Origin of the sequence: Streptococcus sanguinis SK355 (assembly GCF_000212855.1) — a bacterium.
GTDB lineage: Bacteria > Bacillota > Bacilli > Lactobacillales > Streptococcaceae > Streptococcus > Streptococcus sanguinis_A.
Genome location: NZ_GL890993.1, coordinates 1809353 through 1831980, shown reverse-complemented (window position 1 = coordinate 1831980; position 22628 = coordinate 1809353). Strand labels below are relative to the sequence as shown.

The following is a 22628-nucleotide window of genomic DNA, read 5'->3' as shown; positions in this document are numbered from 1 at the left end:
CGATGCTATTAATCAAAAACGGACGAGTTATGGATCCTAAAACTGGTTTTGACCAAATTTCTGACCTTTTGGTTGAGGGGAAGAAAATCGTCAAAATCGGTCAAGATTTGCAGGCGGAAGATGCAAAAGTTATTGATGCCAGTGGTTTGGTTGTGGCTCCTGGTTTGGTGGATATACATGTTCATTTTCGGGAGCCGGGCCAGACTCATAAGGAAGACATTCATACGGGGGCTTTGGCAGCAGCAGCAGGTGGCTTCACGACAGTTGTTATGATGGCCAATACAAATCCGACCATTTCTACGGTTGAAACCCTGAAAGAAGTACTGGAGTCGGCTAGTCGCGAAAATATCCATATCAAGTCGGTCGCGACGATTACAGAGAATTTTGATGGGCAGCATTTGACAGATTTCCAAGGTCTTTTGGCAGCTGGTGCAGTAGGTTTTTCTGATGATGGTATTCCGCTGACCAACGCTGGCATTATCCGCAAGGCGCTCGTAGAAGCGCGTAAAAATAACACCTTTATCAGCTTGCACGAGGAAGATCCAAATCTCAACGGGATACTTGGTTTCAATGAGCATATTGCTAAAGAGCATTTTCATATTTGCGGCGCGACAGGTGTGGCAGAGTATAGCATGATTGCACGCGATGTTATGATTGCTTATGATGCAAAGGCTCATGTGCATATTCAGCATTTGTCCAAGGCTGAGAGTGTAAAGGTGGTCGAATTCGCTCAGAAGCTAGGCGCTCAAGTCACTGCTGAAGCAGCACCGCAGCATTTCTCTAAGACAGAAGCTCTGCTATTGACCAAGGGCAGCAATGCTAAGATGAATCCGCCTCTGCGCTTAGAATCGGACCGTCTGGCGGTTATTGAGGGGCTCAAGTCTGGTGTCATTTCTGTCATTGCGACGGATCATGCTCCACATCATGCTGACGAGAAAAATGTAGCTGATATCACTCAGGCACCTTCTGGCATGACTGGTCTTGAGACTTCGCTTTCTCTAGGACTGACCTACCTAGTTGAGCCTGGTCATCTGAGCTTGATGGAACTTTTAGAGAAAATGACCCTTAATCCAGCACGTTTGTATGGTTTTGATGCTGGCTTCATCGCTCAGGATGGCCCTGCTGATTTGACGATATTTGACCCAGAAGCAGATAGACTTGTGACTGATCATTTTGCCTCCAAGGCAGCCAATTCACCTTTCGTTGGTGAAAATCTTAAAGGCCAAGTGAAGTTTACCATCTGTGATGGGGAAATTGTCTTTGAAGGATAATACTAATAAGACTCTGATGAATTTCAGGGTCTTTTTTAATACAGAAAACTTTCCGGAAATTTTTTGAAATTACGAATGTTTGTTGAAATAATAAGGATATAGTTCCTTTTTAAACCAAAAAGAGGTATAATATAACAAAATACTAAAGAGGAGTGTTCGTTATATGAAGAAGAAATTTTTCATCTTACCTGTTCTATCGACAGTGCTTTTGGCACCTGCTTTTTTTGGCCCATCAAGTCTCTGCAGAAGAGGCTCAGGCTAGTCCTGAACCGGCAACGACTGAGTTGACCAGTCAGCCAACTGCTGAGACAGCTTCTGCAACGCAACCAACTGCTCCAGCAGCTTCAGCAGAAGAAAAACCAGCAGCAGATAGTCAGAATGCAGCTGCTCCGGCTGGTCCAGCTGCGACAGAAGCCGCTGCAGCACCAGCCCAGTCTGAAAATCTATCAGAGGCTACGATTCTCCATACCAACGATGTTCACGGTCGCATCGTAGAGGAAAAAGGCGTTATCGGTGATGCTAAGCTGGCTACTGTTATCAAGGAAGAGCGCGCTAAAAATCCTAAAGTGCTTGTTGTGGATGCGGGTGATGCCTTCCAAGGGCTGCCAATTTCCAATAGCTCAAAAGGGGAAGAACGGGCGAAAATCCTCAATGAAATTGGCTATGATGCTATGGCAGTCGGTAACCATGAGTTTGACTTTGGTCTGGATGAGGCAAAGAAATACAAGGAAATTCTTAAATTCCCGCTTCTCAGTTCTAACACCTATGCCAACAATGCTCGAGTTTTCCAAGCTTCTACCATTGTGGACAAGGATCCAGCGGTTGAGGGAGATGAGTTTGTGGTAATCGGTGTGACAACACCAGAAACTGCTACAAAAACCCACCCTAAAAACATCCAAGGTGTGACCTTCACTGATCCAATCACAGAGGTTAATCGGGTTATTGACGAAATCGAAGCACGCGCAGCGGCAGAAGGAAAGAACTACAAAAACTACGTTGTTCTAGCTCACTTGGGTGTTGATACGACAACTCCGACTGAGTGGCGCGGCTCAACCTTGGCTGAAGCCCTTTCTAAAAATCCTAAGCTCAAAGGTAAGCGTGTAACCGTTATTGACGGCCACTCCCACACAGTAGAGTCTACGACTTATGGTGATAATGTAACTTACAACCAGACCGGTAGCTACCTGCACAATATCGGAAAAGTAACTTTCAAGGCCAATCAACTGCTAGGTAATCCTCAACAAATCCCTGCTGAAACAGCTAAAAAAGTCGCTCCAGACCCAGTTGTAGCAGACATGGTCAGCAAGATTAAAGCCAGATACGACGCAGATAATGCTAAGGTTATCGTGGCAAACAGCCCTGTAGAGCTTAATGGCGACCGTGAAAATGTCCGCGTTCGCGAAACCAATCTGGGCAATGTCGTAGCCGATGCTCTCTACGATTATGGTCAAACTGGCTTTGCCAATAAAACAGACCTGGCTGTCACTAACGGAGGCGGCCTGCGCGAAACTATTGCCAAAGACAAGCCGATCACCAAGGGAGATGTTATCGCCGTATTGCCTTTTGGGAACACTATTTCTCAAATCAAGGTGACTGGTCAAAATATCGCAGATATGTTTGCCAAATCTCTGGGCTCTATTCTTCAGGAAAAAGATGGCAAGCCTGTGCTGGATGAGAACGGACAACCCTTGCTAGAACCAAGTGGTGGTTACCTGCAAATCTCTGGGGCTAAAGTCTACTACGACACCACTCTGCCAGCTGATCAGCGTGTCCTCCACATTGAGATTAAGAACAAAGAAACGGGTGTTTATGAGCCTCTTGATCCAAATAAGACCTACTATCTGACGACAAACGACTTCCTGGCTGCTGGTGGTGACGGCTATACTATGCTGGGCGGTCCTCGCGAGGAAGGACCATCGATGGATGTGGCTTTTGCAGACTATCTTGCAAAAGCTGATTTGACAGCCTATGCAGTTATCAATCCAAACTCACGCGCTATCTCTATTTCATCCACAAAGGATACAGACGGTGATGGCTACACTGATATTGAAGAAATAAAGCAAGGAACGGATCCGGCTAATGCAGCTTCCTACCCAGCTGGTGCCAAAGCAGCTGATCCTGCAAAACAGGCAGCACCACTGGCCAACACGCCAAATCAAACTAAGCAAGTACCTGTCCATGTTGCCAAGACCTTCACTAAGGGCCTTGCAGCTAAAGAACTACCACAAACAGGCAGTGAATCAGCGGTTGCCTTGAGCCTAGTTGGTATAGTTTTAGGATTCTTTGGATTGGCAGGAATCAAGAAAAGTCACAAAGAAGACTAGTTAGAAGACACAATAAAACGGAAGTTGTTCACTTCCGTTTTATTTCTTAGCCTCAGGATTTTGATGTGTAATATTCAAGCCCCAAGGAATTAAATTTTCTTTTTTCTGCTTGATACGTTGGATATTGTCCTTGTGCCGGAGGATAATAATCAAAGCCAGCGCAATGATAATCAGAGTGAAGAAGAGGTCATAGCTGGGCAGTATAAAGCCAACTAGAGGAAAGAGCAGCGCCGACAGGATAGCGATGACTGCTGAGAGCACACTTGCCAGAGAAATCATACTTCCCAGATAAAGGATGCTGGTAAAGATGACAATCAGATAGACAAAGAAGGCTGGTGAGAAGCCCAGAACAACCCCTGCACTGGTTGCCACTGCCTTGCCGCCCTTAAAGCCAGCAAAGATGGGAAAAGTATGGCCAATCACAGCCAAGAGGCCAAAGACAAGCGGCGAAACTCCCTCAATATGCAAAAAGAAAGGCAGCAGGGTCGCTGCAGTTCCTTTGAGAAAGTCAATAGCAAAAGTAGCCGTCCCTGCCGTCTTTCCCAAAATACGGAAAGTATTGGTCGTTCCGGTATTGCCGCTGCCGTATTCTCTCAGGTTCTTTTTAAAGAAAATTTGCCCAATCCAAAGTCCAGTCGGAATAGAGCCCAGTAAGTATGCTAGTATTAATCCAATTATCGTGTTCATCATGATTTTATTATACCATTATTTCGCTTTCTTACAATAGAAAAGGATAGAATTTATAGCAGGAAATGTCTACTCGGATATTGGATTGTTATTCGTGTAAAATCCGCTCTCATCAGCATTATTTTCAAAAAAATCTTTGCAATATTTGCCAAAAACTTGTAAGATAGAAAAGATGAATCATTAGGAGGTTCTTGTGGCAAAAAAGGAAATCAATATTAACAATTATAATGACGATGCCATTCAGGTATTAGAAGGGTTGGATGCGGTCCGCAAACGTCCGGGGATGTATATCGGATCGACCGACGGAGCTGGACTCCACCATCTGGTCTGGGAGATTGTGGACAATGCTGTCGATGAGGCCCTGTCTGGCTTCGGTGACCGGATCGATGTGACTATCAACAAAGACGGCAGTCTGACTGTTGCAGACCACGGACGTGGGATGCCAGTCGGCAAGCACGCTATGGGTATTCCCACGGTTGAAGTCATCTTCACCGTTCTCCACGCCGGTGGTAAGTTTGGTCAAGGTGGCTATAAGACCTCGGGCGGTCTCCACGGTGTAGGGTCCTCTGTTGTCAATGCCCTGTCCAGCTGGCTGGAAGTGGAAATCACGCGGGATGGGACTGTTTACAAGCAGCGCTTTGAAAATGGCGGAAAACCAGTCACTACGCTCAAGAAAATCGGCACTGCACCTAAGTCCAAGTCTGGGACAAAAGTGACCTTCATGCCGGACGATACGATTTTTTCAACGACGGACTTCAAGTACAACACTATTGCTGAGCGACTTAAGGAATCAGCCTTCCTGCTCAAGAATGTCCGTCTGTCGCTGACCGATGCACGGACTGGCGAAGAAGTAGAGTTCCACTATGAGAATGGGGTTGAAGACTTTGTCAGCTATCTCAATGAAGACAAGGAAACCCTGACTCCTGTCCTCTATTTCGAGGGCGAGGAGAGCGGCTTCCAAGTTCAGGTCGCCCTCCAGTACAACGACGGCTATGCCGATAATATCCTGTCCTTTGTCAATAACGTCCGCACCAAGGACGGCGGTACCCATGAGACGGGGCTCAAGACTGCTATTACCAAAGCCATGAACGACTATGCCAGAAAAACAGGTCTGCTCAAGGAAAAGGACAAGAATCTAGAAGGCTCGGACTACCGCGAGGGTCTGGCTGCTGTCTTGTCCATCCTGGTCCCTGAGGCTCACCTGCAGTTTGAAGGCCAGACCAAGGACAAGCTGGGCAGCCCTTTGGCTCGTCCGGCCGTAGACTCCATTGTCTCTGACAAGCTGACTTTCTTCCTCTTGGAAAATGGCGAGCTGGCATCTAACCTCATCCGCAAGGCTATCAAGGCCAGAGATGCCAGGGAAGCGGCCCGCAAAGCGCGCGACGAAAGCCGGAATGGCAAGAAGAATAAAAAAGACAAGGGCTTGCTCTCTGGTAAGCTGACTCCGGCCCAGTCCAAGAATCCAGCCAAGAACGAACTCTATCTGGTCGAGGGAGACTCTGCCGGTGGCTCTGCCAAGCAAGGCCGTGATCGTAAGTTCCAAGCCATCCTGCCTCTGCGTGGTAAGGTTATCAATACTGCCAAAGCTAAGATGGCCGACATTCTCAAGAACGAAGAAATCAACACCATGATCTACACGATTGGAGCGGGTGTTGGTACAGACTTTACCCTTGAGGATGCCAACTATGATAAGATTATCATCATGACCGATGCGGACACCGACGGTGCCCATATCCAGACCTTGCTGCTGACCTTTTTCTATCGCTATATGCGCCCGCTGGTCGAGGCTGGCCGTGTCTATATCGCTCTGCCGCCTCTCTACAAGATGTCCAAGGGCAAGGGCAAGAGCGAAGTCGTCGAGTACGCCTGGACCGATGGTGAGCTGGACGATTTGCGCCGCAAGTTTGGCAAGGGAGCCATGCTTCAGCGCTACAAGGGGCTCGGTGAAATGAACGCTGATCAGCTCTGGGAGACCACCATGAATCCCGAAACCCGCACCCTCATCCGTGTCACCATCGAAGACCTGGCCCGCGCCGAACGCCGTGTCAATGTCCTCATGGGCGACAAGGTCGAACCACGCCGCAAGTGGATTGAGGATAATGTCAAGTTTACGCTTGAGGAGAGTGGGGAGATGGTGTTTTAGGAGGATGAAAGGAGCTAAGTATTATGAAATTAGAATTTTCGTTTAAAGATGTTCTACGGGACGGTTCGGATAAACATCGCAGTATAGATTTATCTAAAAATACTGTAATTTATGGTAATAATGGTCGAGGAAAAACTAGAATATTGACTGCGATTGATAATTTGCATAAAATTGCAAGCATTGAATTTCAAAGTAAAGTTTTGAATCTAGTAGAAGAATTAAATTTATCTACATTGCGAATTGATAATAGAAATTTTACAGACTTATTTCCTACTAGCAATAGGATGATAAACAATAATTATATTACTAAATATGTCAAGTCTATAGCATTTGCATTAACCGATTTATTATCAGTACTGAATGAATTAAGTAGAATTTCGTTTGTTTTCCAAGAACTGTTAAAGCGACATATAATGGATTTGAAATTATTGTTACGAATCACGTCAGGTGAGAGAAGGTCTTATAATCAGATTAACAACTTAAATAAAGTAGATCGGATATTCAGAACTTGTAGCTTGACTCTAAGGAAATTGAGAAATGATATCCCGCATGGTTTTTATTCTACGACCGATGGCTATGCAGATGAAAGGGATATTGTTTTATTCACAGAAGAGGCTTTAACTATTAATGATTATTTATTGAGAACTTTGGAGGATGCTCATTATAGAGAGTTAAAAGAGAACAATGATAAAGTGAATTCTATTAGGGAATTTCAAAAAAGACTTGAATCTTCCTTAAAAAACAATGATACACATTATATATCACCTGAAACGAATTTAGAAACTATAATTAATAAAATAGAATAAAAAAGAATATAGAAAAATATGGTTTTGCTTTTTTTGAAAAAGAAGAGATAACTAAAACAACTCAGATTAGTATTATCAACAAAATTAACGAAATCAAGGGAAATATTCTTATTATAAATAAGCTATTATCTACTGGATATGGAGGATTGGAAATTATAGTTCAATCTGGTAGAATTAAGGTTAAAAAAATTCGGAAGTTATAGACTTTGAGAAACTCTCTTCAGGAGAAAAGAGGGTGGTAAAATTATTTCTAACAGTTGTATTTGAGGAAGCGGATATCTATCTAATCGATGAGCCAGAGGTTTCTTTATCACTAAATTTTCAATCAAAACTTATTAACGATTTAATATATTTGTGTGAAAGAAAGGGTAGCAGAATGGTTTTAGCGACTCATGCACCATACATTTTTAAAGATTGTATTTCAAATGATTTTGAGAGGCTAGAATTATGACTGAAATATCGGTAGCTAATTTAGATTATAAGGAATACAATCGTTCAGCTGATGACATGTTGTCAGCAGTTGACAAGAAAATATTTTTTGAAGGAAAAGTAAATAAAAAATATTACCAAAAAATAGTATTATTTAGAAAATACACACTAGTAAATGGAGGTTCCTGTTCAGATATTAAGAATATTGTTTCAAATGATAAGGATAAGAAATTTTACGGAGTAATAGACGGTGATTTTGAAAACAAAGATTTGGCTAGGATTTATCAAATAGATTTTTACAGTATAGAAAATATCGTGTTACTTTATCATGTTACTTTAGCTCCATATTTAAAAATTCTTATAAGCGATTTAAAGAATTACTATCAAAAAGAGAAATCAATCAGGCATAGGCTAATACAAAATATAAACTGTACAGGACATTTTGTTTTTAAAAAAGATTTAGAAATTAATTCACAGTTTCATGAATACATTGATTTTAAAATCTTTGATGAGACAACTTTTCTTAAATATATGGATTTGAAAAATATTGTAAGTTCCTATATGATGTTTTTAAAGCAAAATTCGACAATTCCTAAAGAATGTAGAAAAGCAGCAAAGAATTATATCACGAGTTGTGATGTAATTTCGATTACCGACCTCTTTTCAAATTCCGAGTTACAAAGAGTTCAGCAAGAATTATAAAAGATTATTATTTATAAAAGTATTTTTATACATACATGGAAAGTTCCTGCTTATCCCTAAAACAACAAATCTTTACTCGCCAGTTCTAAAGTGAGACCGTCAGATTTTCTGACAGAGTGTTTTTTTGCAAATTCTGTTTGGCAGAAAATCTGACGAGTATTTTTTGAGTAAAAGACGAACGTTTGTTTTTCTGGCATGTAGTTTTAAAGCAAAAAACTTTTTCTGAAAATCAGGAAAGGTAAAAAGGAATTAAAGTTAAAATAAATAAAAAATTTAGGAGATTATAAAAATGAAAAAAATTTATGGAATTACTAGTGTAGATGTTCAAACTTTAGAAAACAACGAATTTTTCCAGCTGATGTCCGAGAGTCGGAGTGAGGTTGCGGCATTTATCAAGGAAAACAAGGTGGATGGCATTTACACGACCAAGCTGGATGAGATGGACAAACTTCTGGAACAGCTGCAGGGCGGGCTTCATCAGACCAAGTCCAGCAAGCTGGTGGCTAGTTTGGATCAGGCTGACCGCGAGCGCGATGATGCCTTGGGCACGCTCCAATCTTTAGTTCGGGCCTTTGCTCGGGTCAAGGACGCAGCGACCAAGGAAGCTTATGAGACCCTGTCTCAGCTCCTGAAAAACTACATTGGTCTAGCTGCAACAAGCTTGGAAAAGGAGACCGAGGGCATCAACCACTTGCTCCAAGAGCTGAAAAAGCCGGCCTACCAGACAGCACTGGCTAAGCTTCATCTGGAATCCCATATCGATAGTCTGGCTGCTGCTCAGAAGGCCTTTGAAAAGGTCTACAAGGAGCGACTGACTGAGCTCAAGGGTAAGACACCAAGCCAGAATAAGAATGTCCGCCTCAAGCTCCAAGAAATCTATGATTTTCTAGTGGATTTCACTGCAATCATTGCCTACGCTTATCCTGAAAGAACTCACGTTGTCAATCTTCGCGACCACCTCAACACTATCCGCAGCCGCTACAAAAAACGCAAACCTGCTAAGAAGGTGAAAGAAGAAGTGGCGGAGAGCAACTAGAATATAACTAAATTTGAGTTGAAAAATTGTTAGTGGTCGCATCGGATTTGAAAGGAGTAGAAAATGATAATCAGACCTGCAAGCACGAAAGATTGTCAAGCTATTTATACCCTTTATCAAAATGAAAAATGGATTTCTTTTACAGAGGAAAAAGTGAAGTCACTATTTTCAACAAATCTGTCCTATTACTTGGTAGTTGAAGAGAACCAGAAAATCCTTGGTTTTGCCCGCTACTTGACAGATGAAGTCATGACGACCTTTTTAGCTGAGATTATCATTGATAAAGCCTATCGCGGAAAAGGATTGGGACGGCGATTGATCACTGAAATTCATCAAAAACATCCTTTAACTCGCATTGAATTAATATCAGAAGCGGATGGATTTTATCAGACAGTAGGTTTTAAGCCTGTGGGAACAGGGCTTAGAAAATCTATCTAAATGAAAGGAGCTGTATTTATGACTCTTGACAATAAACTGGGTCTGACGGATTCGCTTGAACTAGCCAAGATGGAAGAAAAAATCAGCAAGACCCGAGCTAAAGAGCTTTTTGAAGAGCAGCTTCTAGATGATAAAGCAGCTGGCACCTATGCTACTCTGGCCTTTATTCATACTTTCTTGTTTGAAGAAATCTATGACTTTGCTGGTCAGATTCGGACAGTCAATCTCACCAAAGGGAATGTTCGCTTTGCTCCTGTCATGTATCTGTCAGCTTCCTTGGAAAATATCGACCGCATGCCTCAGCAGACCTTTGATCAGATTGTCGAAAAGTATGTGGAGCTCAATATTGCCCACCCTTTCCGTGAGGGGAATGGCAGAAGCATGAGGCTTTGGCTAGACCACCTGCTAAAGGCTGAACTGGGGCAAGTTGTGAACTGGTCTCAAGTGGACAAGGAGGATTACCTCCTAGCTATGGAGCGCAGTCCTATTCGAGATACAGAAATCAAGCACGTTCTCAAGCAAGCCCTCACAAAGGACATTCATAACCGAAACCTCTACATGAAGGGCGTAGATCATAGTTACTACTATGAAGGCTATAGCCTATATAAAGCTGAGGACTTGTGAGATAAGAAAGTTTGCAGAGGAGTGATTAGATGACAATGCTTGAAACTGACCGTCTCATTTTACGGGACTTGCAGGAATCAGATTTGCCGGCTTTGATTGCCATGAATCAAGATCCAGAGGTCATGCAGTATTTCCCAAAGCCATATAGTCAAGCGGAGTCCTTGCGTCTTTATCAGGGCATTCAAGATGAAGCTAAGGCTTATGGCTACAGTCTTTGGGCTGTTGAAGAAAAGACCAGCCAGGAGTTTATCGGCTTGGTAGGTCTGCACCATTCGGATTTACGGATTTTTGCTGGAAAAGAAGCTATAGAAATCGGCTGGCGTCTGCGAAAAGAGTTTTGGAATCGTGGTTATGCGACGGAGGCTGCCCAAGCCTGTCTAGACTTTGCTTTTCAGCAAGCTGGCTTGTCAGAAGTTTACTCTTTTACATCTTTGCTCAATCTCCCTTCGCAAAATGTCATGCAAAAGCTAGGCATGGAATTTGTCAAAGAATTTGATAATGAAAAAGTTCCAGTAGACAGTCCCCTTTATAGACATGTCCTCTACAGAATCAAGAGTTTTCACTAAAAAGGTAGGTGTTTCCATGAGAACTGAAACCGAGATGTTTGAAGTGATTTTGCAAACCGCAAAAGTGCTACAGGTTGATGCTGTCGCTATGTCCGGCTCGCGGACAAATCCAAATGCTCCCAAGGACGAGTTCCAAGACTATGATGTAGTCTACATTGTGGAGGATTTGGATGGTCTGGTGGCTGACCTTGCTTGGTTGGAAAGGTTTGGAAAGCGCATGATTGAGCAGCATGTCCTACTAGACCATCGCCGTCTCTACCTCATGCTTTTTGAGGATGGAAATCGGATAGATTTGACCCTTTGTTCTAAGGAGCACATCAAAGAGTGGGTGGATAGCGAAGCGGATTTCACGGTGCTGGATGACCCGCGGGGGCTGTTTGCTCCTTATGCACCGGCACCCAAGCGCTATTGGACGACACCAGCTAGTGCGACTGACTTTGACAAATCCTGCAATGAATTTTGGTGGGTGTCAGCTTATGTAGTCAAGGGCATTCATCGGAATCACCTGGTCTATGCGACGGATCATCTCTATGGCATCTGCCAACAAGAATTGCTCAAGCTTTTAGCTTGGCAAGTGGCAGCAGATAAGGGTTCGGTTGATGTTGGCAAGAACTACAAGTACCTCTTTCAGTATTTGCCTGCTGAAAAAGAGAAAGAATTTACTGCCTTGCTTGACTTTTCTGACCAGAAAAAAATCACCAAATCTCTCTTAGCTACCATGCGCTTTTTCCACAAAGAAGCACAAGCTTTCTCTCTCAAAACCGGCTTCCACTATGACAAAGCAACAGCAGAAAAAATGATTGAGTATGCTAAAGAGAGGCTTAGCTTCTAGTTATTATTAAAAAGAAAAATAAAAAAGAGAATTATTATGTCCAACATTCAAAACATGTCCCTTGAGGACATCATGGGAGAGCGCTTTGGTCGCTACTCCAAATACATCATTCAAGAGCGGGCCTTGCCGGACATTCGCGATGGCTTGAAGCCTGTTCAGCGCCGTATTCTTTATTCGATGAACAAGGACGGCAACACCTTTGACAAGGGATACCGTAAGTCTGCTAAGTCTGTCGGGAATATCATGGGGAATTTCCACCCTCACGGTGACAGCTCCATCTACGATGCCATGGTTCGCATGTCTCAGGACTGGAAAAATCGTGAGATTCTTGTCGAGATGCACGGAAACAATGGTTCTATGGACGGTGATCCACCGGCGGCTATGCGTTATACTGAGGCGCGGCTGTCTGAGATGGCTGGCTATCTTTTGCAGGATATCGAGAAAGATACTGTTCCTTTTGCTTGGAACTTTGACGATACCGAGAAGGAGCCGACCGTTCTGCCGGCAGCCTTTCCTAATCTTTTGGTCAATGGAGCAACTGGGATTTCTGCTGGTTATGCGACTGATATTCCACCTCATAATCTAGCCGAAGTCATTGACGCGGTTATCTATATGATTGATCATCCGTCTGCCAAGGTGGACAAACTCATGGAGTTTCTGCCTGGCCCAGATTTTCCGACAGGAGCTATTGTCCAAGGTCGTGATGAAATCAAGAAAGCCTACGAGACTGGCAAAGGTCGCGTTGTAGTGCGCTCCAGAACTGAGATTGAAAAGCTGAAGGGCGGTAAAGAGCAAATCGTCATCACCGAGATTCCTTATGAGATTAATAAAGCGGTCTTGGTCAAGAAAATCGATGATGTGCGGGTCAATAACAAGGTGGCTGGCATTGCTGAGGTTCGGGACGAATCCGACCGGGACGGTCTTCGCATTGCCATCGAACTCAAGAAAGACGCTAATACCGAGCTGATTCTCAACTACCTCTTCAAGTACACTGATTTGCAGGTGAATTATAACTTCAACATGGTGGCTATTGACAATTTCACGCCTCGTTTGGTGGGAATTGTGCCAATCTTGACCAGTTATATTGCCCACCGCAAGGAGATCATTCTGGCTCGCAGCCGCTTTGACAAGGCTAAGGCTGAGAAACGGCTGCATATCGTGGAAGGACTGATTCGGGTGCTTTCCATCTTGGACGAGGTGATTGCCCTGATTCGTGCTTCAGAAAACAAAGCAGACGCCAAGGAAAATCTTAAAGTCAGCTATGATTTCACTGAGGAGCAGGCTGAGGCTATCGTCACTCTCCAACTCTACCGTTTGACAAATACAGACGTAGTGGTTCTGGAAGAGGAAGAAGCAGAGCTGCGCGAGAAGATTGCGATGCTGGCAGCCATTATCGGTGATGAGCGGACTATGTATAACCTCATGAAGCGGGAGCTCCGCGATGTCAAGAAGAAGTTTGGCAATCCGCGTCTCAGTGAGTTGCAGGATACGGCAAACGCCATTGAGATTGATACAGCTAGTCTCATTGTTGAGGAAGAGACCTATGTCAGCGTGACTCGTTCTGGTTATATCAAGCGGACAAGTCCGCGTTCCTTCTCAGCTTCGACCCTAGAGGAGATGGGCAAGCGCGATGATGACCGACTGATTTTTGTTAGCCCTGCCAAGACGACCCAGCATTTGCTGATCTTTACGAGTCTTGGAAATGTCATTTACCGGCCTGTTCATGAGCTGTCAGACATCCGCTGGAAAGAGATTGGAGAACACCTCAGCCAGACCATCAGCAACTTTGATACCAAGGAAGAGGTTATCTATACAGAATTGCTGGACAGCTTTGAAGAGGGGACTTACTTTGCAGCGACCAAGTTAGGTCAAATCAAGCGTGTAGAGCGCAAGGAGTTCAGTCCTTGGCGGACCTACAAGTCTAAGTCGCTCAAGTTTGCCAAGCTGAAAAATGAAGAAGATCAGGTCATTGCTCTGGCGCCGATTAAGCTAGATGATGTTATGCTCGTGACCAAGAATGGCTATGCACTGCGCTTCAATATTGAGGAAGTACCTGTCATCGGAGCTAAGGCGGCTGGGGTTAAAGCCATCAACCTCAAGAAGGACGATGTCCTAGCGGCAGCCTTTATCGCCAACACAGACTCGCTTTACCTCCTGACTCAGCGAGGTTCGATCAAGCGTATGGCAGTCGCAGATATTCCTGTTACCAGTCGGGCAAATCGCGGTCTTCAAGTTCTGAGAGAGCTTAAGACCAAGAAGCCACATCGTGTCTTTGTGGCTGGACCAGTCTATGGCGAAGCAGTGGACTTTGACCTCTTCACAACAGAAGCAGAAGCTAGTGAGGAGCAGATTTTGCAGGTGCTTTCTAATAAAGGAACTGCCTATGAGATTAATCTAGCTGATCTTAGCCTGTCTGAGAGAACTAGCAATGGCAGCTTCATTTCTGATACCATATCAGACGAAGAAGTCTTCTCAGCTTACATCAAATAATCATCAAACCAGTTCGCAGGAGCTGGTTTTTCAATTTCTAAAAGTTTGATAGTGGCACAAAAGATTGAATAACAAAATTTTCTGAAAATTGAAAATAATACTTGAAAATATCTCAAAAAGGTGTAAAATAGGGAGTATCTAAAAATGAAGTTTGGAAGAAGAGGAGAAAGACCATGACTGTAAATCTTGACTGGGAAAATCTAGGATTCTCATATATGAAATTACCTTATCGCTATTTAGCATACTATCGCAATGGCCAGTGGGAAAAAGGAACATTAACAGAGGACGCTACGCTCCATATCTCTGAGTCGTCTCCTAGCCTTCACTATGGCCAGCAGGCTTTTGAAGGTCTGAAGGCTTATCGAACTAAGGACGGTAGTATTCAGCTTTTCCGTCCGGATAAAAATGCGGAGCGTTTACAGCTGACAGCTGATCGCTTGCTCATGCCGCAGGTTCCAACAGAAATGTTTGTGGATGCAGTTAAGCAGGTTGTCCGAGCTAATGAAGAATATGTACCACCTTATGGAACAGGCGGAACCCTTTATATTCGACCTCTCTTGATTGGAGTCGGTGACATTATCGGAGTGAAACCAGCTGAAGAATACATTTTTACAATCTTTGTAATGCCAGTCGGCAATTACTTCAAAGGCGGTCTGACTCCAACTAACTTCATTGTCTCAGATGACTATGATCGTGCGGCACCGCACGGAACTGGTGCGGCAAAAGTGGGTGGCAATTACGCTGCTAGCTTATTACCAGGAAAGATTGCTAAGGATAAGCATTTCTCAGATGTGATTTATCTGGATCCAGCAACCCATACTAAGATTGAAGAAGTGGGTTCAGCGAATTTCTTTGGTATTACTAAGAATAATGAGTTTGTAACGCCGCTCAGTCCCTCAATCTTGCCATCCATCACCAAGTACTCTTTGCTTTATCTGGCGGAGCATAGACTAGGACTCAAACCGATTGAGGGTGATGTTCCTCTGGCGGACTTGGGTAAATTTACTGAAGCTGGAGCTTGCGGAACAGCTGCAGTTATCTCCCCTATCGGAGGTATCCAGCACGGCGAAGATTTCCATGTCTTTTATAGCGAAACAGAAGTCGGCCCAGTCACTCGCAAGCTGTATGACGAATTGACTGGTATCCAGTTCGGTGATATAGAAGCGCCAGAAGGTTGGATTGTAAAAGTATAATCTAAAAGCTGTCCTTGATTGGGCAGTTTTTCTGTAATTCTAGCCTAAGATAGCTTGCGTAGTCAGCCTTTTTCGTGTACAATAGAAATTTGAAAGAGGTAAGTTATGAGTAAAAAAGATAAAAAGATTGAAATTCAAATCACAGATAGCAAAGTGAAAGTCGGAGCAGACCAATTTGACGGTTACAGTCTTACTATTGGCAAGAAAGTTATTGGCGAGATTGCCGAACTAGACGGCCAGTTTGCTATCATCAAAAATGGAAATGCTGAAAGTTTTTATAAAAAACTTGAAAGAGCCGTGGAAACTTTGATTGAAACCTATAATTTAAGCAAATAAGGGCTTGCATTTTCATTGTATCAATGTTATAATAGATAGCGTTGATTGTCGGAGAGATAGCGAAGAGGCTAAACGCGGCGGACTGTAAATCCGCTCCTTCGGGTTCGGGGGTTCGAATCCCTCTCTCTCCATTAGCGTTCATTGTGACGATGATAAAGTGACTTTTGTCAGCGCTCTTTTTGGGGTATAGCCAAGCGGTAAGGCAAGGGACTTTGACTCCCTCATGCGTTGGTTCGAATCCAGCTACCCCAGTTCTTAGGTAATAGATCTGATAAAATAATAAAATGTTCTTAGGTGTTTTATTTCTTTATAGGATGGAAATCGTTAACGATAGATCAATGTCATTTGCGGGTGCTTAGGAAAATAAATAAGTAGTATGTCAAGCGAAAGCTTGATTGTTGGAGGATTTTTTTAGATGAATGAATTTGAAGATTTGCTAAACAGTGTTAGCCAAGTTGAGCCAGGTGACGTCGTTACTGCTGAAGTATTGACTGTTGACGCTAACCAAGCTAATGTTGCAATCGCTGGAACTGGTGTTGAAGGTGTTTTGACTCTTCGTGAGTTGACAAACGACCGCGACGCTGATATCAACGACCTTGTAAAACCAGGTGAAACACTTGAATTGCTTGTTCTTCGTCAAGTAGTGGGTAAAGATACAGACACAGTAACTTACCTGGTATCTAAAAAACGTTTGGAAGCTCGCAAAGCTTGGGACAAATTGGTTGGTCGTGAAGAAGAAGTTGTCACTGTTAAGGGTACTCGTGCTGTTAAAGGTGGACTTTCAGTTGAGTTTGAAGGACTTCGTGGATTTATCCCTGCTTCAATGCTTGACACTCGTTTCGTTCGCAACACTGAACGTTTTGTAGGTCAAGAGTTTGATGCTAAGATCAAAGAAGTGGATCCAAAAGAAAACCGCTTCATCCTTTCACGTCGTGAAGTTGTAGAAGCTGAAGCTGCAGCAGCACGTGCTGAAGTCTTTGGTAAGTTGAATGTTGGCGATGTTGTAACTGGTAAAGTTGCTCGCATCACTAGCTTCGGTGCTTTCATCGACCTTGGCGGAGTTGACGGATTGGTTCACTTGACTGAATTGTCACATGAACGCAACGTATCACCTAAGTCTGTTGTATCAGTTGGTGATGAAATCGAAGTGAAAGTTCTTGACTTGAACGAAGAAGAAGGACGCGTGTCCCTCTCTCTTAAAGCAACAACACCTGGGCCATGGGATGGCGTTGAGCAAAAACTTGCTGCAGGCGATGTGATTGAAGGAACTGTAAAACGTTTGACTGATTTCGGTGCTTTCGTTGAAGTATTGCCAGGAATTGATGGACTTGTTCACATTTCACAAATTTCACACAAACGTGTTGAAAGCCCTAAGGATGCCCTTAAGGTTGGTCAAGAAGTGACTGTTAAGGTTCTTGAAGTGAATGCTGCTGATGAGCGTGTATCACTTTCTATCAAGGCTCTTGAAGAACGCCCAGCTCAAGAAGAAGGACAAAAAGATGAGAAACGTCAATCACGTCCTCGTCGTCCAAAACGTCAAGAAAAACGTGACTTTGAACTTCCAGAAACTCAAACTGGATTCTCAATGGCTGATTTGTTTGGCGATATTGAATTGTAATTAGATAAAAGAAGTTGAGAAATCTCAACTTCTTTTTCTGATTTTCACTTGTATTTTCAAAGAAAATCAGTTATAATGAATTAGTTGCCACCCTTAGTGTAATGGATATCACGCAAGATTCCGGTTCTTGAGATGGGAGTTCGATTCTCTCAGGGTGGATGACTTAAAATTGGGCTCCTCGGAGTCTTTTTTTGCTCTTTTTTTTGGAGGAAAATGCAATGACAGTAAAATTAATCGCCCATGCCTTAATCGAGGAAGACGGGAAGCATCTGCTTATCAAACGTTCTAAGATAAAGCGAGGTCTTCCTAATGTCTATCCATTTTATTGGGATATTCCAGGCGGAAGTGTAGAAGAGAATGAACTGCCTAGAGAGGCAGCTCTACGTGAGGCTATGGAAGAGGTTAATCAAAAACTTCAGATTGATAAGATTATTCACGAAGATAGTCAGTTTGATGCTAGCAAAGATACTGTTTTTACACGCTTAGTTTATGAGGGCAGAATTGTGGAGCATCGTGATATTATATTGGATTCAGAAGAGCATACAGACTTTGTCTGGATTTCTTCTTTGGAAGACATAGAGAGTGATCTTGTTGCGCCTTATTTGCTTGAAATTTTTGCTAACAAATCCATTTAAAGCAACAAAAAAACATCCCCTTTTATCAGGAGATGTTTTTATAATTAGTTTTTAGATGCTTCTTGGAATTCAGGATTCTTCCATGCTTCATCAATAATTGCTTGCAATTCTTTAGCAGAAGCTTGCATTTTTTGAGTCTCAGCATCGTTAAGTGGGATGTTTACTGGACGCACGATACCGTGAGCACCAACGATAGCAGGCTGACCAATGAAGACATTTTCAACACCATATTGGCCTTCTTGGAAGACTGACAATGGCAATACAGCATTTTCATCGTCAAGGATAGCTTTTGTAATACGAGCCAAAGCAACCGCGATACCGTAGTAAGTTGCGCCTTTTTTGTTGATGATTGAATATGCTGCATCACGAACGGAGATGAAAAGATCAACCAAGTCTTGTTCGTTCAAGTGACGGTTAGCTTGCAACCATTGTTCCAATTTCACACCTGCAACGTTAGCATGTGACCAAACGGCAAACTCAGAGTCACCGTGCTCACCCATGATGTAGGCATGGACAGAACGAGCATCGATACCAATCTTTTCAGCAAGAGCTTGACGGAAGCGAGCTGAGTCAAGTGAAGTACCTGAACCAATAACGCGCTCTTTAGGGAAACCAGAGAATTTCCAAGTTGAGTAAGTCAAAACGTCCACTGGGTTAGCAGCAACGAGGAAGATGCCGTTAAAGCCTGATTCAACGACTTGAGTAACGATAGATTTGTTGATAGCCAAGTTTTTGCCAACAAGGTCAAGACGAGTTTCGCCTGGTTTTTGAGGTGCACCTGCAGTGATAACAACGAGGTCAGCATCCGCACAGTCTGCATAAGTAGCTGCGTAGATTTTCTTAGGTGAAGTGAAGGCAAGGGCATGGCTAAGGTCTTCAGCATCACCGACGGCTTTTTCAAATAATTGAGGAATTTCAATGATACCAAGTTCTTGAGCGATACCTTGGGTTACAAGAGCAAATGCGTAAGATGAACCTACAGCACCGTCACCGACAAGGATGACTTTTTTATGTTGTTTAGTAGCAGTCATTTCTAAACATCTCCTTATTTTTTTAGGGAAGATTTCCCATACACATTCATTCTACCACTTTTGGCATATTTTGTCACGGTCAACTTGTGTATCTAGCGATGTAAACGTTTTTACAAACGGTTCAAAATACTGAAAAATTAAAGAAAATGTGGTATAATATAAGATAGTTTAATATGAAAGAAAGGCATTTTTTAATGCAAGACAGAAACTTAGTAAATGTTAATCTGACTAGTGAAATGAAGACTAGTTTCATCGATTACGCAATGAGTGTTATCGTGGCTCGGGCACTTCCAGATGTTCGTGATGGTCTCAAGCCAGTTCACCGTCGGATTCTCTATGGTATGAATGAGCTGGGCGTGACACCTGAGAAGCCTCACAAGAAATCAGCTCGTATCACAGGGGATGTCATGGGTAAGTATCACCCGCATGGTGACTCTTCTATTTATGAAGCGATGGTGCGGATGGCTCAATGGTGGAGCTATCGTTATATGCTAGTAGACGGTCATGGGAACTTTGGTTCTATGGATGGAGACGGAGCCGCTGCCCAGCGTTATACAGAAGCACGTATGAGTAAGATTGCTCTTGAGATGCTTCGTGATATTAATAAAAACACTGTTGATTATATTGACAACTATGATGCTAGCGAGAGAGAGCCTGTAGTTCTTCCTGCTCGCTTCCCTAACCTGCTTGTAAATGGAGCGACAGGAATTGCGGTTGGGATGGCGACCAATATCCCACCACATAATCTTGGTGAGTCTATTGATGCAGTTAAGCTGGTGATAGACAATCCGGAAGCAACAACTCGCGACATCATGGAAGTCCTGCCTGGACCAGATTTTCCAACAGGAGCACTGGTTATGGGTAAGTCCGGTATTCACCGGGCTTATGAAACAGGGAAAGGTTCGATTGTTCTTCGTTCTCGCACTGAAATCGAAGAGATGAAAAATGGCCGTGAACGAATTGTCGTAACCGAGTTTCCTTACATGGTTAATAAGACTAAGGTTCATGAGCATATTGTTCGTCTGGTGCAGGAAAAACGCATTGACGGTATCACAGCTGTTCGTGATGAGTCCAACCGTGAAGGGGTACGTTTTGTCATTGAGGTTCGTCGTGATGCCTCTGCTCATGTCATTCTAAATAACCTTTTCAAGCTGACTCAGATGCAGACCAATTTCAGCTTCAATATGCTGGCTATTCAAAATGGTGTGCCGAAGATTCTATCTTTGCGTGAGATTTTGTTAGCCTACATTGAGCACCAAAAGGAAGTGGTGACTCGACGGACTGCCTTCGATAAAGAAAAGGCAGAAGCGCGAGCTCATATCTTGGCTGGTTTGCTGATTGCGTTGGATCACATTGATGAAGTGATTCGCATTATCCGTAATAGTGAGACAGATGCAGAAGCACAAGCTGAATTGATGGCTAAGTTTGAGTTGTCTGAGCGCCAGAGTCAGGCCATCCTTGATATGCGTCTGCGTCGTCTGACCGGTTTGGAACGTGATAAGATTCAGTCAGAGTACGACGAGCTGATTGCTTTGATTGCGGACTTGGCTGATATTTTGGCTAAGCCAGAGCGCGTTATCACTATTATCAAGGAAGAGTTAGACGAGGTCAAGCGTAAATTTGCGGATGACCGTCGAACTGAACTGATGGTGGGGGAAGTTCTTTCTCTTGAAGATGAAGATTTGATTGAGGAAGCGGATGTTTTGATTACCCTGTCTAATAAAGGTTATATCAAACGTCTGAATCAGGCTGAATTCACTGCTCAGAAACGTGGTGGCCGCGGTGTTCAAGGAACTGGTGTCAAAGACGATGACTTCGTCAAAGAGCTGGTTTCAACGAGTACTCACGATAGACTGCTCTTCTTTACCAATAAAGGCCGGGTTTATCGTCTCAAAGGATATGAAATTCCTGAGTATGGCCGGACAGCCAAGGGCTTGCCTGTTGTTAATCTCTTGAAGCTGGATGAAGGAGAGAACATTCAGACCATTATTAATGTCCAGCAAGATCGCAGTGATGATTCCTATCTCTTCTTTACTACCCGTCATGGGGTGGTCAAACGGACAAGTGTAACAGAATTTGCTAATATTCGTCAGAACGGTCTTAAGGCTTTGAATTTGAAAGATGAAGACGAGCTAATCAATGTCTTTCTGACGGACGGTGTTGCAGACGTTATCATTGGTACTAAGTTTGGTTATTCTGTCCGCTTCAATGAGACAGCTGTTCGGAGCATGAGCCGTATAGCGACTGGTGTTCGCGGAGTTAATCTTCGAGAGGGCGATCAGGTCGTTGGTGCTGGTGTGATTGCTGAGGGAGACGAAGTGCTTGTCATTACCGAAAAAGGCTACGGTAAGCGAACTCTTGCTAGCGAGTACCCAACCAAGGGCCGTGGCGGTAAAGGGATTAAAACAGCCAATATCACTGATAAGAACGGGCCTCTTGCTGGTCTGATGACTGTTACTGGCGAGGAAGATTTGATGATTATCACCAATACAGGTGTCATCATTCGGACCAGTGTGGCTAATATTTCTCAGACCGGTCGCTCAACCATGGGAGTTAAGGTCATGCGTCTGGACCAAAATGCACAGATTGTCACCTTTACAAGCGTCGAAGCAGACGATAAAGAAGATGTAGCAGAGGAAGAAAACGAATCGTAAAAGAGGACCTCTATATGGTACAAGGAAAAAGAAGTCGAAAAAGAAAACAAAAAAGCAAAAGAAATATTTTTATCAATATTGTTGCGACATTATTAATTATTGTGGCTCTTGGCTTAATCTTTAATGCGCAAATCCGAAACATGATTATGGTTTGGCATACCAACCAATATCAGGTCAGCAAGGTTTCAAAAGACTCTATTGATAAGAATAAAAATGTTAAGACAAGTTTTGATTTTAACAAGGTAGAGTCGCTTTCTACAGAAGCGGTCATCAATGCTCAGTGGAAAGCCCAGCAACTGCCTGTTATCGGAGGCATCTCGATTCCAGAAGTATCCATGAATTTGCCAATCTTCAAAAGGCTGGATAATGCTGGATTGTATTATGGTGCTGGTACGATGAAAGAGACTCAGCAGATGGGGCAGGGAAATTATGCCTTGGCTAGCCACCATGTCTTTGGCATCACAGGGGCTAGTAACATGCTCTTTTCCCCACTAGATCGTGCCAAGGTTGGTATGAAAATCTATATCACCGATAAAGAGCAAGTCTATACATATGTAATCACTAGTGTTGAAACGGTAACTCCGGATCGAACAGATCTGATTGAGGATACTGAAGGCGTTACAGAGATTACTTTAGTTACTTGTGAGGATGCTGCGGCAACCAACCGGACTATTGTCAAGGGAACATTAGAAGGCTCTGTCGAGTATGACAAGGCTCCTAAGGAAGTTCTTGAATCTTTTAGTAAGTCCTATAACCAAATGCAGATTTAAAGGTAAAAAACACTTCACTCCAAAGGTTAGGAAGAACTCTAAC

General features: G+C 43.4%; 18 protein-coding genes, 3 tRNA genes and 2 pseudogenes. 21 read left to right on the top strand and 2 right to left on the bottom strand.

Annotated elements, in window-relative coordinates:
- Positions 1–2 precede the first annotated feature (2 nt).
- Both HMPREF9389_RS02610 and nt5e read left to right on the top strand, forming a co-directional pair.
- Positions 3–1271, top strand: a complete 1269-nt coding sequence (locus HMPREF9389_RS02610; protein WP_002930574.1) for a dihydroorotase — start codon at positions 3–5, stop codon at positions 1269–1271.
- A 163-nt stretch (positions 1272–1434) separates the two neighbouring features.
- Positions 1435–3595, top strand: a pseudogene (nt5e, locus tag HMPREF9389_RS02615) (cell surface ecto-5'-nucleotidase Nt5e).
- Between the two features lie 39 nt (positions 3596–3634).
- Here the strand turns inward: nt5e and plsY are convergent.
- Positions 3635–4285 (bottom strand): glycerol-3-phosphate 1-O-acyltransferase PlsY, encoded by a 651-nt coding sequence (gene plsY, locus HMPREF9389_RS02620; protein WP_002930572.1) that lies wholly within the window; start codon positions 4283–4285, stop codon positions 3635–3637.
- Between the two features lie 190 nt (positions 4286–4475).
- On the opposite strand from plsY, the gene parE reads away from it, so the two are divergent.
- The 17 genes and pseudogenes from parE to HMPREF9389_RS02705 all read left to right on the top strand — a co-directional run bounded on the left by parE (position 4476) and on the right by HMPREF9389_RS02705 (position 18130).
- Positions 4476–6425, top strand: a complete 1950-nt coding sequence (gene parE / locus HMPREF9389_RS02625) for a DNA topoisomerase IV subunit B (protein ID WP_002917184.1) — start codon at positions 4476–4478, stop codon at positions 6423–6425.
- Between the two features lie 23 nt (positions 6426–6448).
- The gene (locus tag HMPREF9389_RS02630; RefSeq protein WP_002930565.1) at positions 6449–7231 is read left to right on the top strand and encodes a hypothetical protein; all 783 of its coding nucleotides are present in this window, start codon (positions 6449–6451) and stop codon (positions 7229–7231) included.
- Positions 7232–7466: 235 nt separating this feature from the next.
- Positions 7467–7682, top strand: a complete 216-nt coding sequence (locus HMPREF9389_RS02635) for an AAA family ATPase (RefSeq protein WP_002930561.1) — start codon at positions 7467–7469, stop codon at positions 7680–7682.
- Positions 7679–8362 carry a hypothetical protein gene (locus tag HMPREF9389_RS02640; protein WP_002930560.1) on the top strand — a complete coding sequence of 228 codons (684 nt, stop codon included), beginning with the start codon at positions 7679–7681 and terminating at the stop codon, positions 8360–8362. The genes HMPREF9389_RS02635 and HMPREF9389_RS02640 overlap by 4 nt, the downstream gene beginning before the upstream one ends.
- A 289-nt stretch (positions 8363–8651) precedes the next feature.
- A complete protein-coding gene (locus tag HMPREF9389_RS02645) occupies positions 8652–9398 on the top strand; it encodes a DUF6261 family protein (protein ID WP_002930559.1) in 747 nt (248 codons plus the stop codon).
- A 63-nt stretch (positions 9399–9461) separates the two neighbouring features.
- Entirely contained in the window at positions 9462–9836 is a 375-nt protein-coding gene (locus HMPREF9389_RS02650) for a GNAT family N-acetyltransferase (protein ID WP_002930558.1), read from the top strand.
- Between the two features lie 18 nt (positions 9837–9854).
- The gene (gene fic, locus HMPREF9389_RS02655) at positions 9855–10460 is read left to right on the top strand and encodes a protein adenylyltransferase Fic (RefSeq protein WP_032906725.1); all 606 of its coding nucleotides are present in this window, start codon (positions 9855–9857) and stop codon (positions 10458–10460) included.
- A gap of 29 nt (positions 10461–10489) precedes the next feature.
- Entirely contained in the window at positions 10490–11026 is a 537-nt protein-coding gene (locus HMPREF9389_RS02660; RefSeq protein ID WP_002930555.1) for a GNAT family N-acetyltransferase, read from the top strand.
- A gap of 16 nt (positions 11027–11042) precedes the next feature.
- On the top strand, positions 11043–11858 hold the full coding sequence (locus HMPREF9389_RS02665; RefSeq protein ID WP_002930553.1) for an aminoglycoside 6-adenylyltransferase: 816 nt from the start codon (positions 11043–11045) through the stop codon (positions 11856–11858).
- Positions 11859–11894: 36 nt separating this feature from the next.
- Positions 11895–14348, top strand: coding sequence for a DNA topoisomerase IV subunit A (gene parC / locus HMPREF9389_RS02670; RefSeq protein ID WP_002930551.1), 2454 nt, complete (start codon positions 11895–11897; stop codon positions 14346–14348).
- Between the two features lie 167 nt (positions 14349–14515).
- Positions 14516–15541 (top strand): annotated as a pseudogene (locus HMPREF9389_RS02675) (branched-chain amino acid aminotransferase); the annotation flags it as partial.
- Positions 15542–15646: 105 nt separating this feature from the next.
- Complete coding sequence (locus HMPREF9389_RS02680) at positions 15647–15877, top strand: DUF2969 domain-containing protein (protein ID WP_002904541.1); 231 nt, start codon at positions 15647–15649, stop codon at positions 15875–15877.
- A 50-nt stretch (positions 15878–15927) separates the two neighbouring features.
- A tRNA-Tyr gene (locus HMPREF9389_RS02685) sits at positions 15928–16008 on the top strand.
- A gap of 49 nt (positions 16009–16057) precedes the next feature.
- Positions 16058–16129, top strand: a tRNA-Gln gene (locus HMPREF9389_RS02690).
- A gap of 163 nt (positions 16130–16292) precedes the next feature.
- Positions 16293–17495, top strand: a complete 1203-nt coding sequence (gene rpsA, locus HMPREF9389_RS02695; protein ID WP_002909688.1) for a 30S ribosomal protein S1 — start codon at positions 16293–16295, stop codon at positions 17493–17495.
- 87 nt (positions 17496–17582) lie between these two features.
- Positions 17583–17654, top strand: a tRNA-Arg gene (locus HMPREF9389_RS02700).
- A 59-nt stretch (positions 17655–17713) separates the two neighbouring features.
- Positions 17714–18130 (top strand): NUDIX hydrolase, encoded by a 417-nt coding sequence (locus HMPREF9389_RS02705; RefSeq protein WP_002930549.1) that lies wholly within the window; start codon positions 17714–17716, stop codon positions 18128–18130.
- Positions 18131–18174: 44 nt separating this feature from the next.
- Here the strand turns inward: HMPREF9389_RS02705 and HMPREF9389_RS02710 are convergent, their stop codons facing one another.
- Positions 18175–19161 (bottom strand): L-lactate dehydrogenase, encoded by a 987-nt coding sequence (locus HMPREF9389_RS02710; protein WP_002930548.1) that lies wholly within the window; start codon positions 19159–19161, stop codon positions 18175–18177.
- A 194-nt stretch (positions 19162–19355) separates the two neighbouring features.
- Between HMPREF9389_RS02710 and gyrA the strand changes: the two genes are divergently transcribed.
- Positions 19356–21815 (top strand): DNA gyrase subunit A, encoded by a 2460-nt coding sequence (gene gyrA, locus HMPREF9389_RS02715; protein ID WP_032906570.1) that lies wholly within the window; start codon positions 19356–19358, stop codon positions 21813–21815.
- Between the two features lie 14 nt (positions 21816–21829).
- Complete coding sequence (locus tag HMPREF9389_RS02720) at positions 21830–22585, top strand: class A sortase (protein ID WP_002930546.1); 756 nt, start codon at positions 21830–21832, stop codon at positions 22583–22585.
- Positions 22586–22628: the final 43 nt, after the last annotated feature.

Bases quoted from the DNA above. Each gene is read 5' to 3' on its own strand.
- HMPREF9389_RS02610 (WP_002930574.1), top strand. From the start codon at position 3: ATGCTATTAATCAAAAACGGACGAGTTATGGATCCTAAAACTGGTTTT.
- plsY (WP_002930572.1), bottom strand. From the start codon at position 4,285: ATGATGAACACGATAATTGGATTAATACTAGCATACTTACTGGGCTCT.
- HMPREF9389_RS02630 (WP_002930565.1), top strand. From the start codon at position 6,449: ATGAAATTAGAATTTTCGTTTAAAGATGTTCTACGGGACGGTTCGGAT.
- HMPREF9389_RS02640 (WP_002930560.1), top strand. From the start codon at position 7,679: ATGACTGAAATATCGGTAGCTAATTTAGATTATAAGGAATACAATCGT.
- HMPREF9389_RS02645 (WP_002930559.1), top strand. From the start codon at position 8,652: ATGAAAAAAATTTATGGAATTACTAGTGTAGATGTTCAAACTTTAGAA.
- HMPREF9389_RS02650 (WP_002930558.1), top strand. From the start codon at position 9,462: ATGATAATCAGACCTGCAAGCACGAAAGATTGTCAAGCTATTTATACC.
- fic (WP_032906725.1), top strand. From the start codon at position 9,855: ATGACTCTTGACAATAAACTGGGTCTGACGGATTCGCTTGAACTAGCC.
- HMPREF9389_RS02660 (WP_002930555.1), top strand. From the start codon at position 10,490: ATGACAATGCTTGAAACTGACCGTCTCATTTTACGGGACTTGCAGGAA.
- HMPREF9389_RS02665 (WP_002930553.1), top strand. From the start codon at position 11,043: ATGAGAACTGAAACCGAGATGTTTGAAGTGATTTTGCAAACCGCAAAA.
- parC (WP_002930551.1), top strand. From the start codon at position 11,895: ATGTCCAACATTCAAAACATGTCCCTTGAGGACATCATGGGAGAGCGC.
- HMPREF9389_RS02680 (WP_002904541.1), top strand. From the start codon at position 15,647: ATGAGTAAAAAAGATAAAAAGATTGAAATTCAAATCACAGATAGCAAA.
- rpsA (WP_002909688.1), top strand. From the start codon at position 16,293: ATGAATGAATTTGAAGATTTGCTAAACAGTGTTAGCCAAGTTGAGCCA.
- HMPREF9389_RS02705 (WP_002930549.1), top strand. From the start codon at position 17,714: ATGACAGTAAAATTAATCGCCCATGCCTTAATCGAGGAAGACGGGAAG.
- HMPREF9389_RS02710 (WP_002930548.1), bottom strand. From the start codon at position 19,161: ATGACTGCTACTAAACAACATAAAAAAGTCATCCTTGTCGGTGACGGT.
- gyrA (WP_032906570.1), top strand. From the start codon at position 19,356: ATGCAAGACAGAAACTTAGTAAATGTTAATCTGACTAGTGAAATGAAG.
- HMPREF9389_RS02720 (WP_002930546.1), top strand. From the start codon at position 21,830: ATGGTACAAGGAAAAAGAAGTCGAAAAAGAAAACAAAAAAGCAAAAGA.